Source organism: Prochlorococcus sp. MIT 1201, from assembly GCF_047303415.1.
GTDB classification, from domain to species: domain Bacteria; phylum Cyanobacteriota; class Cyanobacteriia; order PCC-6307; family Cyanobiaceae; genus Prochlorococcus; species Prochlorococcus marinus_D.
This window is the reverse complement of record NZ_CP138947.1, coordinates 1,449,632-1,466,460: the sequence shown is the minus strand read 5'-3', so window position 1 is coordinate 1,466,460 and position 16,829 is coordinate 1,449,632. Positions and strand designations below refer to the sequence as shown.

General features: G+C 42.2%; 3 protein-coding genes and 1 pseudogene. All 4 read right to left on the bottom strand.

Features of this window, described 5'->3' with window-relative positions; all coding sequences use genetic code 11:
- Window positions 1-461: 461 nt before the first annotated feature.
- A pseudogene (locus tag SIB41_RS06955) lies at window positions 462-10,211 on the bottom strand (clostripain-related cysteine peptidase); the annotation flags it as partial.
- Window positions 10,212-10,882: 671 nt separating this feature from the next.
- Window positions 10,883-11,071, bottom strand: coding sequence for a hypothetical protein (locus tag SIB41_RS06950; RefSeq protein ID WP_413357801.1), 189 nt, complete (start codon window positions 11,069-11,071; stop codon window positions 10,883-10,885).
- Between the two features lie 294 nt (window positions 11,072-11,365).
- Window positions 11,366-16,627, bottom strand: coding sequence for an SUMF1/EgtB/PvdO family nonheme iron enzyme (locus tag SIB41_RS06945; RefSeq protein WP_413357799.1), 5,262 nt, complete (start codon window positions 16,625-16,627; stop codon window positions 11,366-11,368).
- Window positions 16,624-16,764, bottom strand: a complete 141-nt coding sequence (locus SIB41_RS06940) for a hypothetical protein (protein ID WP_413357797.1) — start codon at window positions 16,762-16,764, stop codon at window positions 16,624-16,626. Before SIB41_RS06940 ends, SIB41_RS06945 begins: the two co-directional genes overlap by 4 nt.
- Window positions 16,765-16,829: the final 65 nt, after the last annotated feature.

Here is a 16,829-nt window from a genome sequence, read left to right as displayed (position 1 = left end):
CCATTATTTTTGATCTCTAGTAAATAATCATCAGCTTCTAGACCAACCAAATGAATCTTCTGGCCATTTGAATCGGCTGAATCAAGTAATTTTTCACTATGGTTATTGGTCCATAATAGTACTTGCAAGTCAGAAAGATCTTCTGTTGGCGAGGAGAGTTCTACAGTTGTATCGTCGGCTGCTGCATCAACCAAAGTGAATCTAAAGTACTTTGAGGTTGATTCGTCTACTGCCAAGCTATCGATATCGATGTCATTACCACTGAGGCGGCCTAAATTAAATGCCTCCGCAGCAAGGTTATTAGCAGCCGACCAATCATTAACAGGAGTTAAAAGAAAATCGCCAGTTGCTGCTTCGGCTTGCCCTTCAAGGAAACGATGCCATTGGGTATCTTGATTAAACTTAGAATGCCGAGGGTCAGTAGTAAATGAGATGGAAATGCCATCACTTCTCTGTGCATCATAATTTTTATTGATTACTGCAGTTTCTACGGATTCAACAACATTTTGAGCTGCAATTCTTACAGATTCAGGCAATTCACTGGCGTTGCTTACAGAACGCATGAATTGACCAAGATCAACTGTCATACCAGCACTCGCACCCTTGCCATAGCTAGGAGCAAATGAGCGCGCCACATGGATACGGTGGCGGTCTTTAGGGCTCAAGCCATCAGTTGAGTCGACAAAAGCAGAAAGAGAATCTGCAAGAGCTGTTAATTTGCTGGTATCAATTGCAGATAAGGTATTCTGAAAATTAGAGCCTTGTGAATAATTGATCTTAAAATCTTCAATCATGCTCGAAGCAAGATCACGAGCATCTGCTTCATAAGGATATCTATCTAACCATTGTGCATGGGTTCTATAATTTCCACTTCCGGCTCCTGATATCTGTTCACTACCGATCGTAAACTGTGCAGAATCTTTTAATTCATAGGCCAACTCGAGGGTGCCGGTGAGGCATCCATCCATTCGCAATAATTCCAGATCTATGGATTCATCTGTTTTAAGTTGCTCTAGGGATGCCGCTAATTCATCTACATGGAGCGGTGCGTTGACTTCATTGTCAGTAATAATCGATCCCAATCCAAGTGAATGGCCATGAATAAATAAGGCCTGGTTTTCGGCAGGGGCGACACGATTGGCCCATTGAATAAATTCAGTAACTGTGGTTGGATCGCCCATATTCTTTTCCTCTAATACTTCAAAATCAGAGGAGATCCATTTTGTTGTATTATCAGATTGAATTAAAGAACGGCCCGCTGTATTCCACTTTGGCTGATCACCTAAACCGGTAGCAAAATTAGCATCTAAATCAACCCAATCCGGCTGATCCCACATGACTGCAAAATTCACCTCATCAGGTAAATCCCATTGCTTAATTTGAGCCTCTAAAAGATTAATTGTATAGTGCATATCAATGTCTTGATAGGCTGGGAAGTAATACATGATTGTCCATGCATCCTTCCGATCAGGATTTGTTGGTAAAACATAGTCAATTTGATAATTATTAGTAGCTTTATCATTACCATTTGAATTGGGTTCGTCTAAATCAACTCCGCTAACCCTGATTGAATACTGACCAGGCGCAACCCCTTCTAGAGAGAGATTAGATCCGAAAGGTTTTTGAGTAGAAGATTTAACAATGCTTTCTTGATCGCTGCTGTCACTATTGCGATCGATCAAATCAAACTGCAGCTCTCCATCATTAATAAAATAATCGAGATTAATATAATCACCTGCTGCGCCGGTATACTTGGTTTCAAAGCCTATATAGTCAACATCATTGCTATCGTGAATCGATAAGTTGTATTGACTGCGTCGGCCAGTAAAAGCCCCAAGATCATACAATGTTTCAGGGCTATTATTAACTTCATAGGGATCAGCAGATATAGTTTTTTCAGGTAGATTAAACTTTAAATCATAGTCTGCTGAATACAAATAAGGTCTTGTTGGAAATACGAGCAGCACATATTCACCTTCTGGTAAGCCGTCGAGATTGATTTCTTCATTATCGGAATTACTAAGTGAATCCTTGGAATAATATAGACCCTGTCTTTCGCCATTGGGACCGGTTGTGCTTTGAAATATATTGCCTTTGAACCAGTTGCCTCCCATCCATATCTCTTCTAGCTTGCTTCTAAAGGCTTGATTGTTTTGATCAAACAGAAACAAGTCTAAATCCATATCCCATTGTTCAAACTCTGCTTGAATAAAATGATTCTCATTGGCATGATCGCGCAGATTGAATTGGTAAAGATCTAAATCAATCGGACTAGAAATCGCTGTATTGGTTAACTCCTGCTTGCCGACAAATTGGCCAGATGCTAATGAATTATCAAGTTCATAGGTGAAAGCATCAAAATTAAATGCGGATTCATCATATTCACTATTAAACCAATTATTCGTACCATGATCTTCATAGACATCTCCGAGAGGCTTTGGAAAGTTTAGATCGCTTGTCGTTATATTTCTATTTTTATATTCGTCAGTAAAATATTTTTCTCTACCTGAGAAGAAATTCATACTGTAGGGCGTAGTATTTGTAGTATCATCAGTGCTGACTCTGAAGTAATAACTACCCGGGCCGCGTGCTTGGAATGTGAGGAGCTCTTTACCCGTCCCTCCTGAAAAGCCAAGGAATCGGGTAAGCTCCGCCTCTCCAGGAAGTTTTTCAAATAATTCGAGCGTGACATTGGCATCCCTCGGATCATAATTAAGCGCTGCGCCTGACTGAAAATGATGTGTTACATCGATCTGATACCAGTCTTCTTTATTATCAGGGCTTAATGTTGCATTGACTGGTTCCCAACTTGGACCTGTTTGAAGCCCACCGGAATTAGCAGGTAATGTTGGAAGGATCTCTTCATGCCATTCCGGGCCATCAAATCTAGTGGCTGGAGTAAAGGCTTTATCGGCTAAGAATTCTGAGAGGGCAAGTTCTATATCTTCTTTTGTTGTTTGATTGTTTAAGGTATCTTCGTATGTGAAGGGAACAACTGGTAGTTCGTAGTTAAGAGAATAGCTATTGTTTTGTCCTCTACCAATAACCTTGAGGATATAGTCATCAGCTGGTAAATCAACAAGTTCAATTCTTTCTGTATTGGCAAAACCATGGGAATATTCAAGAATATCCTCACCATCTCCACTCAGTAGCTCAAGGTCTACATTACCGAGGTCATTCCAGAAATTAACTTCAACAAAGTTCTTTTCTGGCTCCCATCGGCTGCTTGAGCGATAGGGTGTAGAAAACTTGTAGTAATCTATAAAATTATCATTACTAAAGGAGAGTTGAGAAATCTCGCCCTTTAGATTTTGCCCATCATTGCTCGAAAGGTGATTATCAGTTAAGTAAGATTCACTATTCAACTGTTCGTCTTTTGAATCCGTAAGCAATTGTGCTTGGGCAATCGTATGATTCTGTCTGCCAGAAGTTGTTAGGATACTATTTTTATCAGTTATGATTTCAAAGTCATATTGATTAGCGACACCAGAAACCAAGGCTTGATAGTTGCCAGCTTCAATACCATCGAGAGAAATCCACTCATGGTTAGCATTTTTAGACTGACTAGAGATATCAGATGACTTGAGCACAGCCTGATCTGATGGCCTGATGAGTTGAAGCTGAAGGTCTCCTTCTTGATGCTCAAAGGTAATGCCAATGCCTTGATTCTTTGTGCCAGCAGTATCAAGAGAGAATGCGCGTTTATCTATATCTTTAAAAGAGATAGTCTGATCCAGCAATTGCGTATGCGTAGAAACAAGCCCGATATCGATGGTTTCGTCTAAACCTTCTAACTTCTCATCGAAATTAACTGCTGATAACGAGTCATCAAAATAGGGTATATTGGTCGCAAGTTGATATGTGATCGGTTCGAATTGGTAGTTTGAATCAACAGCCCAATATTCATTGTCTGGCTCGTTGTAGTTAACTTGGATTATATATTCACCAGGCTGGTAGCCAGCAAGCCCCCCGCGCTTTGTATCCTCAATATGTCGATCATTGTTGGTGACACGGGTGTATACTACATCTCCATAACGATTCAAATATCCTTCATCTTTAAATATACTAGTGCTTACATTTCCACCAATATTTGTATTGTCAGAAGAGAGCTTTATGGAATCAGTTGGTAAACCTTCTCGATCTAGAGTAAACTTAAAATAGTCTTTATCCTCTGAATAATGAAGGGTTAAATCGTTGATGACTATATCTTTATTTGAAGATTGATCTATCTCAATGGCATTAGCGACCGTATCTAAAACATCGCGCTGATCATAGATGTCGCCTAGTAGAGAGTTTGGAGGGCCATTAATTTCAATTGTATAGTCTCCTCTCTTCCCTGGGCCTACAGAGAGAAGGTATTCGCCTGGCCCAGGTGGACCAAAATTAGAATAAATGTTGCCACCGCGAAAATCATTATGTATTCCGTGGGTACCCCAGAGAATATTATGGTTTCCTTCGTGGTAAGAATGTGCTCTTCCATTTGCTTTCGGCTCGACACGAGGATGATTCGTTTTATCTCCGCCGATAAATTTACTGGGGTCATAACGAAAGTCTTCATTGATCAGAGTGAATCCAGGAGACTCATACCCTTCAGGAGAGGTAACTTTGATAAATCCATCTTCTTCAAATTTATGGTTAAGAGTGAATGAATATGTATCATAATCTCCAACGCCGTTGCCGGTTGGGTCCAGGCCAGTGATGTGAGAATCACCACGCTTAAGGCCTTGATCTAGATTTGCAGAATAGATGGTACTAGTACCATCTATATTATTACTGATAACGCCTAGGTCTGTAGCCTTGTCTAGATTTAGATCATCCCAGTAGTGGACATCATTACGGCCTACTTCTGAAGCATCATAGTCATCAATTGATAATGGTTCGGAATAATGAAGGTTGATGTCGAGCCTGTAATCACCATGGTCTGCTAGCTCAGTCTGCGTATTATTTGATAAGGTTCGATCAACCTGATCAGCCTGGACTTTTAGATAATAATCACCAGGTTCTAAACCAAACTTGATGTCGTGCTTAGGCAGTATCAATCGATTGCCGAATACATCTGTGGTTGCCGCTGTCTTATCTAACCGTAGAACCTCTTCAGCTTCAGATACAACCTCTTGATCTGAATTAAGCACGTATAAGTCGATATCCTGCTCGCTAGAAATGGAGATATTAGTGTGAGCTATTTGGTTTGGGTCACCTAATTGATAGCTTTCATTTTCAGCAATTGTAAATTTGTAGAAATCGTCATCCTGCTTGTCATGCAGGCTGCCTCTTATAGATACTGGAGATCTGCTTCCAATTCTTGATTCAGATCCCTGCCAGATTTTTTTATTATTTAGCTGCGTTGCATCCTGCCATCTGTCATTGCCAGTTGCTCCTTCATGTTGATCTCCTGCTCGGCTTCCATCCTCAAGATAGTTGGAGGTATCAAATTCGATATTGTATTGATTAAAGCTATCATGCCACTCGGCGGGTGGATTATATAAAGATCTAACGACCAGGCCATAGTCACCTTCTGGCAGCCCAAATAATGAAAGACCATCCTTATAACCATCTTTTGATATCGATTGTGTAAAGTCTTCGTTCCAAAGTTCTGCTACTAGATGGTCCAAACGTTCTTCTCTCTCATACGTACTATCCCCACTACTAAAGCGCCACCCTCCATCATGGGTGACGTAAATACTGTCATTCAAATGCTGATCACCCTTTAATGAGAATGTAAATGCATCAATCTCAAAGCGGCGATTATAAATCCCTTGGCTCTGCATTGGTACGCCAAAGTTCAACATTGGCTCTCCTGTGTTGATAGTCAAATGCTCGATATCAAATGTCAAATCATTTAAGACAACATCGCTATTGATTTCACCTAGGGGGGTAGCGGTTGATTTATGATCATTTCTATTCTCTCCTTCGTATTGGTCTTTCTCTGGATACAAAGTATCTGGAAGAGTTGTAGGCGGTAAAAAGAGATCTAATTCATAGCTAACGTCTTTATAGATGTGCTCAACTCCACCATATGAGCTTTCAGTATTTTTTTGTTGGATTGGAACCCCATAAGCACTTAAGTAATAATCAGTTCCTGGGAAGAAAGCATGATCGTAAAAACCCATGAATTCATCCGCAAAGCCATAAACTTCGGTTTCAGGAGATAAACTTTGGTGGATCTTATCTTTTGGTTCATTGAAATAATACTCACCACTTTCTGAACTCCCCGGCCTTGCACCAAAGGGTTGTTGGTTCTCATCATGTAGACCTAACTTTAGATAGCCACCATCTTGATCTCTCGTTAAATGTATTTCGGTAAAATCAAAATGGGTTCGCTCTTCAACTTGGAATTTAAAATAATCGATATCGTCTTGAGAATGTAATGTAAGGCCAGGTAGATTGTAATGGCCTTTTAAAACGCCTAAATCAACAGCGGTAGCGAATGTGTCATTAGTGGCTTGATCTAGATCATATGAATCCTCAACGATGAAAGGCTTTATATTTTCAGTTTGCTCGCCTATTCCTATCTTGTAATGAGTAGGTGTTGATGAGCTTAGCTTGACAACATAATCGCCAGCCGCAAGCCCAGCCAAGGGAATGGTTGTGTCGTAATCCGCTGAACTAGCTACTCCACTACCAACGGAGATCGCTGATTTGATCCATGTTGAAGCATCTTCTTGATATAGATTGATATCCTGGCCTCTAGAGCCTGGAAGATTGGTATAGATATAGTCTTGAGCTGTACCTTCAGATATCAAGCTGAATCGATAAGCATCTACATCATCCTTATCATGAAGAGTTTTGTTATATATCATTTTGTCGTCTCTCGATAGAGACAAATCAACAATTTGCTCTGCTACACCAAGCTGATCATTACCATCTCTATCCTTAGAAGTTTTGCTATAAGTATTCGAGTATTGCGGTAGATCCTGTTTGCTATCGATTTCAAGTGTATAAGTATTCGTTGCTCCATCAACGCCAGATATTTTTATCAACCCTGAAATCATCGACGATGGATTCTTGCCATTAACTGTTGACTCATTATCATTGTACGTAGAGATGCTATTAATAACCGATCCGTTATTTTCACGGCAGAACTCAAGTTTTAGATCACCTGATCCATGGGCAAATTTGACTGATATATCTTCAAATGAGAATGGATGGGAATAATTAATGTCAAAGTAATCGACATCATCAGCAGAGTCGATAGAGAGATTTCCAATACTAGTTTTTTCAGTTAAAATGTTGAGCAACGCTGCATTTTCTGGATTGTCATTACCCAAACCCTGTTCATATTGATCAGGTGTGGTTGCTAAAACATGATTATTTTCAAATTCAAGTTGATAATAGCCAACTTCTTCTGTAGGGCTTGAAACAACAAGATCATAAGTTCCTGGAATTAATTTATCGATGGATAGCGACTCTCCTTGCCATTCAGCCTGTTTTCTTAAACCAGAGAAACTGTAATCGCCTTCGCTCTTTAGGCGCGAGCCAGTGCGATTTTCGGGGATTGCTGTGGTTTTAACAATTGGATCAACTGCATTTTCTAAATAGAGCCCGAGTTGCAGATTGGTTTGATCTCTATCAAAAATCAAATTAATATCTGCTGCTGTTGAGTTTTCTTCAATATTGAATCGATAACGATCAACATCGTTGCTGCTATTAATCGCATTAAATGAGGTTGTTAAGCCAATATTTGCTTCGCCAAGATTTACAGCTTCTATGTTTAAATCTTCATCTTGCTGGCTCGCAAGAACACTGGAAAGAGGATCAGGAGTTTCAAAATATAGGCTGTAAGTTGGCGGAGCTGCGTTACCCATCGCCCCCAACTCTGATGATGTCTTGAGTAAGTAGGCTCCAGCCTTGATACCATCTAATGACAAGGAAGTATTTTTAGAATATTCATTTTCTTTCTTGTCTCCTGCGTATTCTGTCTTTAATAGATTATGTGACGCATCATATAACGCCAACCTTACAGTTCTATCTGAAAAATCTGATGAATATGCTGTAATCGAATGATCAGATGTTGCGTCCGTCTCTAGATAAAATTCAAAATTGTGAGGCTTGGAGGTCTGGGTTGTTCGGAAAGTTTCTATTTGCGGTGAACTCGCTGAGCCGCCAACATAAAAGTCGCCTGATACCTTGCCTAAATCGATAAACTGGCTATTTGTTGAGTCGTGTAAATAGGCGTTGTTCGGTTTTGTATTATTGGCGTTCGCTGCTATGTAAAATGGTGTGCCTATCTCATCACTATTGTAATTTCTGCTGTTAAGAGCAGCAATCGATTGATCTGTTTGATAATTAACATCTCCAACTACCAAATAATATGTTTCGCCATCTACTAGCTTGCTTGTAAAATTTGAGCTAGAGCTTTCATGCTCAATAAAATTACCACTGCTATCGTAATAAGTTTGTGATACTGATTGGTTGGAATTTGCAATAAAATTACCACTGCTATCGTATGGTTGTAATTTGGCATTTGGTGAAATCTCAGCAAATTCTTGCCCATCTGAATAGGTAAAAGAATAAACTTGTCTGCTGTTTGCTTTTAAACGGTGTTCAATCCGATCACCAGTTAACGGAGTAATTGCTCCTTGATCTTGCGCATATGTTATTTCACTACCTACATTAAAATCTAAAACCGTGCTTATGTCTTCTCCGGCAGCAGATTGGAGTTTGTTGTTCTCTTGCTCTGGAGCTTCATAGCTTGCTTGAATTGTTTTACCCAATTCAATAGCTGTCTTGGGTGTTAAGCGAACTGTATTGCCAAGGATGCGATAATTATCAATTTCGATGGTTTCATTATCGGCTTTAATTGTAAATGCACTAACAGGTGTTAGGTTTTCTCGACTTAGATTTTGATTGAAATAGAGTATCACCTCCTGGTAATCATTTGATGCTTCAGTTCCTCCTGTATAGTCTGTCGGAATGCTTGCCGCATGTGTTAACTGTGGCGGCAAACCAGGAGTTGTTCCTGTTTTGAATTCTATAGCAGATTGCCCTGCTAAAGATGAACTATTTCCATCCCTATCTGTAACTACATCTTTTAAAATCTCAATCTTATATTGGCTCGACTCATCCAGGGCTGTTGTTGGCTTGATAAATAATCGATTGTCTTTTATGGTGACTTGATCCGCATCATCAATGATATCGATCAGCCTTGTATCACCTTTGTCATTTGAAATTTTAATATTACCGACACCACGTTTGATATTTTCGCTAAAGCTGAGTTCAATTTTGCTTCTTGGATCAATATCGGTGCCGTTAAGTTGTGGGCTTGCTAAATAAAGATCTGGGGAAGTTTTATCCGCTGCTAATGAAACAGTATACAAACCTTTATTCGCATACAAGCCTTCGGCTTGCACGCTTGCGTAATAGGTTCCAGGATCTAGTCGTCTTTCAATTGTTGCTAACCGATCAAGCCCAAGTTTAGGACTACTAGCTGCTTGTTGAGCGATCTCTTGGCCTTGATCATCTAGAAGCTTCAGGAGGTTATTGTTTGTTTGCCAATTGCCAGGATGCTCTAGAGAAATTGAGTAGTCTCTGGTGTCATTAATCTCTAACTTGATCCAGTCAATATCATCTTGAGCAAGATACTGCTTAATCTGATTAGCGTTCTGATCTAGATCATGGTCGTAATTAATTACTGCTGTGGTGCTGCTGTCTGCAGGTAAGTCAGCAGCAGCAACATGGAAAGACCAGCTTGTTGGGTCTGATATACCAGCGAAATAGTTCCCTGCAGGATCTTTGAATGCATTATCATCGATCAATATGGAATAATCTTCTCCAGCGCTGAGCTCAATTCTGCCAGCGTCCAGGTTAAAATCATCTCCACTATAAGAAGGCCATTCTTCAGCCACTGAGATTTGCCGTGTTACATCTGTTCCATTGGTGATTGTTATATTTCCTTCACCAGCGACGACATCCTCAGTGAAGGAGAATCGAAACCAAGGTGTTGTTCCCGGAAGGATCGCGTGAACTTGTTCACCGTCGTACCTTAACCAGTTCCCAGAAGCTTTTATATTATCCACCGTTGGAGCAGTTGTATCTAGTACTATTTCTGTTTCTGAAGTGTTAAATGTAAATATATTCCCGTCAAAACCTGGAAAACTATTGCCAGCTTCATCTCTTACTGCATCCTCGCCGATTGAAACACGATATTCTGTATTAGGGCTCAGCTCCAGAAGCGACAAATGTGGGTCGAGGGTGTCAAACGGTTTAACCATAAGTTGATATCTTCCAATCGAATCAACATTTGATATATATTTGCCTGTTGATCCAGCGTATTCCCCCGCGTTTTGTATTTCTAAGTTAGTCTCATTGTTTCCATTCCCATCTGCTGTTGTTCCAGTAATCGTTATTGAGCCTTCTCCTAACTGAATGGGCTCGTCAAAATAAAAGTTAAAGTAAAAATCATCTGGCGTATATGTAAGCTCAAATCCTTCCTCTTCCAGAGATTTGACTTCAATTGTCTCAAAGTTTCGGTTGTTGGGGTATCTGCTATCTAGCCAAACTTCATTATAAGGTCCCCAAAAGTGTCGATCAACGTCTAGCTGAGGTGGTGTCGTATCTTCTGGGCTGGCTTCAGATGCAGCGACAACAGAAACTGCTGAGAATTCGGTTGACAGATTGTTCGTTAACGCTGCAGCCGAGCTCGGCGTTGTAAGGCCTAGCGCAATGTTTCCCCCATTGGACGCATCTCCGGCTTGCCCCGCTACAGAGCTTTGTTCTGCCATAGCCGTTGTTGCCAAGGCGTCATGGCCGGCGCTATTGGCAGCAGACGTGTTAGCAGTGCTGGTATTGCTGTTATTCGTTGCTTCTCCATCAGCCGCAAAGCTTTCTTGGCCTGCATTGATGCTGGCCTGATCGTCTTGTTCGTTGCTGTGATCGAGGTTGCTCATCGCCGCAAGCCTCGCCAGCGGCTTAGAACTAGACCGTGCCCTTGGCGATGCTCATCCCTTTGGCTTTGGCCATGCCCTGCTTCTACCTCACCCAGCGCTGGCAGCTTGATCTGCAGGCAGGCTGATCCATCAAGGAGCCCGCTCAGCTCCCTGGCCAAAAGATCAGTGGTGACGGGGGGTTGCACCTTACAAGCGGTTGATCAGCACAACTTCAACCCTATTTCTAGGGGAAAACGCTTATCTCAGGCAATCCCCTGCCAGAAGACTTATCGATTCACTGCCGTGATGTGGTTGAGTGTGAGTTAGCAGAAGAGCTGGCTCAAAGGCTTGCGAGAGCTGCTTTTTTGCCTTTAAACCTTTTCCTTTTGGCTTTTGATCGATGCTTGATTGGTTAGTTACTGCCCTAGAGCTAGTTCTGCTGTTGCTTGCTTTTTTAGCCTTGCCTCTGCTTGGCAGCCTTGTTGTTGGCTTTGAGGCCGTTAACCGGTGAGCGGATCTTGGAATTCAGTGCCAGCAATGTCGTTATCGCTGCTGTCGCTATTGCCATCAGCGCCGATCACGCCCACAGCGGTTGGGTTTTCCAGTGATTCAACAAAGTCATTGCCGGCTTCTACGGCATTTTGATCTTTAAAAGCTTGGTTATCCCAGGTCGCATCGCCTGTTGTTCCCTGGTTATCGAGTTGCTCCCAAGAAATTTGATCAGAACCGGTAAAGCTTGATTGTGTTCCATTGGCGCCATTGATTGGTTGTTGATGCAGGCTTTGGCCCCAATCGGCATCCAAGACAGCTAAATCTTCCATCGAAATCTGGCCATCAAAGTTGGCATCAACGCCTCGCGCCACACTGGCATCAACAAAGCCATCATTATTGGCATCCACTGCATCGAGATCCTCACTGGCTTGTTGTTGTCTTGCTGCACCAGCATTGAGATAAGCCAGATCTTTCATCGATACCCGGCCGTCGTAGTTCAAATCGCCTTGATAGGTAATCAGGTTTTTGGAGCCCAATTTATTCTCAAAGACGTCTGAGCCTGTTGCTTGAAGGCTGAGGATGCCTTGGCTGAGATCAACAACATTGCCGGCAGCTCCTGTGATTTCAATATCAGCAACCAGTTGCGCGGTTTCTTGGCCTGCTTCCGCAAATACGCCATCAACAAAACTTCCACTCGCGAGGTTTGTTGATGTTTGACTGTCGTCAGGTGAACTGATATAGAAACCAGAGCTTGTTAAACTTGCATTGTCATTGGCAACTGCCGTAATCTCTATACCTTTGGCATCTATATTGCCTACATTGGTCCATTGGCTTGTGGCTGTAATCGTATCGCCTTTTCTTACCAGATTTGTTTGTTTTGAGTTATAAGAGCCAATATCAAGATCACTACTTAAGATCAAGCCATCGCCTTGTTCTTCTAAATTAATTGTCGCCTCATACAGCGTTACCTCCTCTCCATCAACAGCTAAATCTCCTCCCAGTTCTCGCAAGCTCTTAATATCGCGATTATCAAAACCACTCTCATCTTCTAAAGTTGTAGAGAAGACAGTCTCATCTTGATTCGCACTTAAGCCAAAGAACAATGGCGTGCTCAAATCATCGATGCTGCCGTCTGAATTTTGAGTCAGTGTCTCAAGGTTATATTCATTGAAATTCAGATCGATCGACGCCAAAACAACAGCATCAGTGCCGATGCTCGCTCCGGCATCGGCTAGATGGTTTCCATAGAGATCTCCTGCCTCTAGATCTCCAAGACTTGCTGCTGCAATACGGATTTTTCCGACATCATTATCGATGCGTACCGCATTGGCGATGGGTAGTTGCCCGCCAATCGTGATATCTGATGCTTTGATCTCATCAAACAAATAAGGATCAAACTCGATCGTGATATCAGCTGTTTCAAGCTTGTAATCCTTGGCAAGACTCTGGGCCGTGATATCCAACCTGTAGGGATCACTCCATTCGACTGAATCACCAAGAACGGCTAATTGCTTTCTTGCTTCGGCTTGCTCTGCTTCTGTTCCTTCTTTTAAATGCAAGCTATAACCCAGTTCTAGATCACTATCGGGTGTTCGCTCCAGGTTCTCTGCCCAGCTACTCGCTATATCAGGGTTGGTTCTTGTTTCTACAAGGGTGTTGACAACTAAGGGAACAGGCACTTCAGTGTCGCCAAAGGATCCAGAGGAATCAGTTACTCGAAGCATCACATTATGGCTACCTATATCTTCTGCAGAAGGTGTTGCTGTCACTAAGCCATCAACATCTACAGCAATCCATTCGGGTCCACTAAGTAGGGAAAATGACAGGGGATCATTTTCAGGGTCATAAACAGAGTGGATCAGTGATGTCGAGAAATTTTCGCCAGCTATAGATTCACCAAGTGACCATCTGGTCGCTATCCATGATGGAGCTTGATTTTGATAGTCTGGTTCATCAAATCCAATCGGCAGAAGACTTACGACACGTAACCCTGTATGAGCATCTTGAATTTTGCGTTTATTGATTACACGCCCAGACTTATAGAGGTTAACCAGTTTCTTATCGCCACCACTAGACCCTCCACGAAGAATTGAATTGAAGCTATTGTTATCAGTCTCTTCTTCCAGCCATTCTCTAACGTTACCTGTTTGGTCAAAGGTTCCATAGTAACTTGGATGATCTTGATAACTTCCCACGTCAATCAATACTGAAGGCGATGAGAGAGTTCCATAGTTGGACTCATCTAAACTTAGGCTGTTGCTTTGTGTGGCAAGATCCCAGTAAGAGTCTCCATTGGCCCCGTCAGTTGTTCCGCTGTAGTAAGCAGCTTTATACCATTCATTCTCATTCGCTAGAGCAACGCCACCATTTGCCCATGCGTCTTCACCACGTCGATTCGCATCTCCATGAACGAGCCCTTCATACATGCCTTTTTCAGTGTTACCACTTGTCAACCAGTTGCAGAAACGAAGGGCACTCCAGTAGCTCACAAAATTAACTGGTTGATTTTCATGCCCTTCGATAGTGTTGTATGAATAACTGCCATCTTCACCATTGCGGATAATCCCACCATCCTCTGCCATTTCGGTGTTATAAAGTGGTTTATCATCCGTGCGCTTTGTTTGGGCTACGCTATTCAGGAACTGTGTATATTCTGAATTTGTTACTTCATATTTGCCAATGTAATAGGGATAGGAAACAGCCCCGAAACCTGTTGAATCCACTTCATTTCCTTCATCCTCAACAAGAACAGTTGGAATGTTGATGGGCTTGGATTGCGCAATTGGAACGCTGAAGTTCCATACATCACCAGTAATCAGCTGATCATCAGTAACGGTATCGATTCGCCAAAAGTATTTTTGACCTTGCTCTAAATTAGAGGGAGTGAAAATATTATTTTCTTGATTATGCTGAAACTCTAGAGTCTCAACGCTGGAGCCAAAGTAAATATCGTTAGATATGGCTTCACGTCCTTCCAGCCACATTAAGTCAGCATTTTGTTTTACCGTGATCGATCCATTAGGCGCTATAGGCATACTTGCTTTTTCCGCTTGATAACCAGGAATCCAATAATCAAGATCTCCATACTCATAGGGGCCAATGTCTGGAGCGTCACCGATAAAATGATCTGTAAATCCACTAATATGAGTGCCTTGATCTATCAGTACTGAATTCTGCTTAGGCCTAAAATCTAAATTATCAGGATCACGTAACTGATTGCGTACATTATTACCAAGATCATTCCTAGATCTATTATTTGTGATGTCGTTAGGATTAATAACAGGGGCGATGTTGTTGTTGTTGCCGAGATTATTGTGAACGATTGAATAATGATTGCCTTGGTGTGCCTCTTCCCCCTCCCGTCGACCTGCCGCTCTATTTTCGTAGAGCTCAATAATATCATCAGTAAATTTTTTATCAGGATCGAGATAGCCGTAGAATTTGTCATGTGAAACATTGATGTCAACATGAGTATTGTCAATTGCTAAATTACTCAGAACAGTATGTTGGTCTCCCTTGAGACGAGTTCCACGTTTTACATTAAACAGTACGTTGTGATTGGCTGTGCCTCGCATCCCGGCAGGGTCACCATCAAAGCGAATACCGTTCCGACCGGGAAGATCGTGAATCCAATTGTTGCGAATAACCAGGCCAGCTACACTACCTCTATTGACCTGAATTGCTGCATCATCGCCATGAAAGTGGTAATCGTAGATATGGTTTAGTTCTACAAGGGCTCCCTCATTATCACCATTTCCAACTTTGCCGATTCCTCCTTTCCCAATTGTATGTGCTGTTACTCTGCGAATAACATTCCCTTCTTTTGTACCGCCTGACCAGATAGCTCCACCACCAGAAGGTTTATTATGAAAATAACAATTATCAACTACAAAATTTCTACCTCTATTCCCTTCATACAATAGTGTGTCATAGGAGTAGGCAAATTCGCTATTGCGCCAGGTAATGTTGGCGGGCACACCGCTGCTTCCTCCTCCTGCTTCGTTGCCCCAATGATTTGCATTCTGTTCATACTTTGTTCCTTTATTATAGATAGCATCAGCGCCCAGCATATGAGTGTTATGGCCTGAATATAAGAACCTACAATTATCGAACTCTATATCAGTTGTTCGGTCCAATTTAAATGTTCCTGTCCGAAGTGTAAGCCCGTCGAAATTCAGGAAAGAACAATCATTCGCAAGCAGGATATCATCCTCATCACCATAATTATCTGTTGTATAACCTCTTGCTTCAATACTACGTGTGTTTGGGTCGTCATTGTTTTTTAACCATGCATAAAGCTCGCCGGAGTCTTTATCGTAATGCCACTCTCTTGGTTGATCTAAAAGGTCTATATCGGCAGTGAAATAATATATTTTGCCATCCTCCTTTAAATAGTCAGTATCAGATAAATTAACTGTGCCGTTAATTGCAAAACTGGATTCACCAGCCGTATGCTGCGTAACCTCTGTTACGTCCCTGCCATAGCGGACAAGCATTGCGCCTTCAATACTTACACCTAGCGAACTAAGACTATGCTTTTCTTCTAAGTTCTCGTAATGCCCAGGTTTGTCCTCAAGTTCAGACTTGATCTCCGCACTTGTGCCTAAGTCCCAATAGCTACCTGGCGTTGGGTTGGCGCCATTTGAATCATCGAGCTGGTCCCAATCCTTCGTGATATTTGGCCAACGAGCAGCCGTGAGCATTTTGTCATCAATGAACAGTTGCGAGACATCAAAATCAACTGTTGTTTTCCAGATATTGCCTTCGTGAATTACCCAGGGCGTTGTGATTTCTTTGGCGCCAGAGATTAAGACATCTTCGCCTTGGTATCCTTGAAATGTAATGCGATGATCTTCAGTTCCATGTATATCTTCTAGTAATAATTTCTCGCGATAGATACCGCCTCGGATATTAACAACATCACCTGCTCCAACTTGATTGATCGCACGTTGGATCGTTGCGAATGGTGCATCGATTGTGCCTAGGTTGGTATCATCTCCATCATTGGAAACGTAATACTCATAGGAGAGATGAGCATTGCTTGTTGATTCATCTGCTTCTTCGCCGGTGGTTAGTGCTGATGCCGTCGCAACAGGGTTAGGGCTGAGAACAGGATCAGGGCTGTTCTCACTAACAGGGGTGTTCTCACTAACAGGGTTGTTTTTGCTAGCAGGGTTGTTTTCGCTAGCAGAGCTGGCATCAATAACGCTTGTCTGGCTTGCATTGATGTTGGCTTGCTCCTGTGTGTTGTCGTTATTGAGATTGCTCATCGCAGCAGGCCACGCAGCAATGCACAAGCATGCCGATGCTGCAAAACATCCGCCTCAGCTTGATGAGCAGGCTGGTTGCTTCCTTGCTGCACTCGCGCTCGGAATGCTTGGCATGGAGCCGCCGCGCGCGCGGCCATTAGGCTCTTGCTCCCACATGCTGATCTCTTAAGGAGCTCGCATGAGCCCCAGGCTGCAAGATCAG

Coding starts and splice junctions, on each gene's coding strand:
- SIB41_RS06945 (WP_413357799.1), bottom strand. CDS start 16,627: ATGAGCAATCTCAATAACGACAACACACAGGAGCAAGCCAACATCAAT.
- SIB41_RS06940 (WP_413357797.1), bottom strand. CDS start 16,764: ATGGCCGCGCGCGCGGCGGCTCCATGCCAAGCATTCCGAGCGCGAGTG.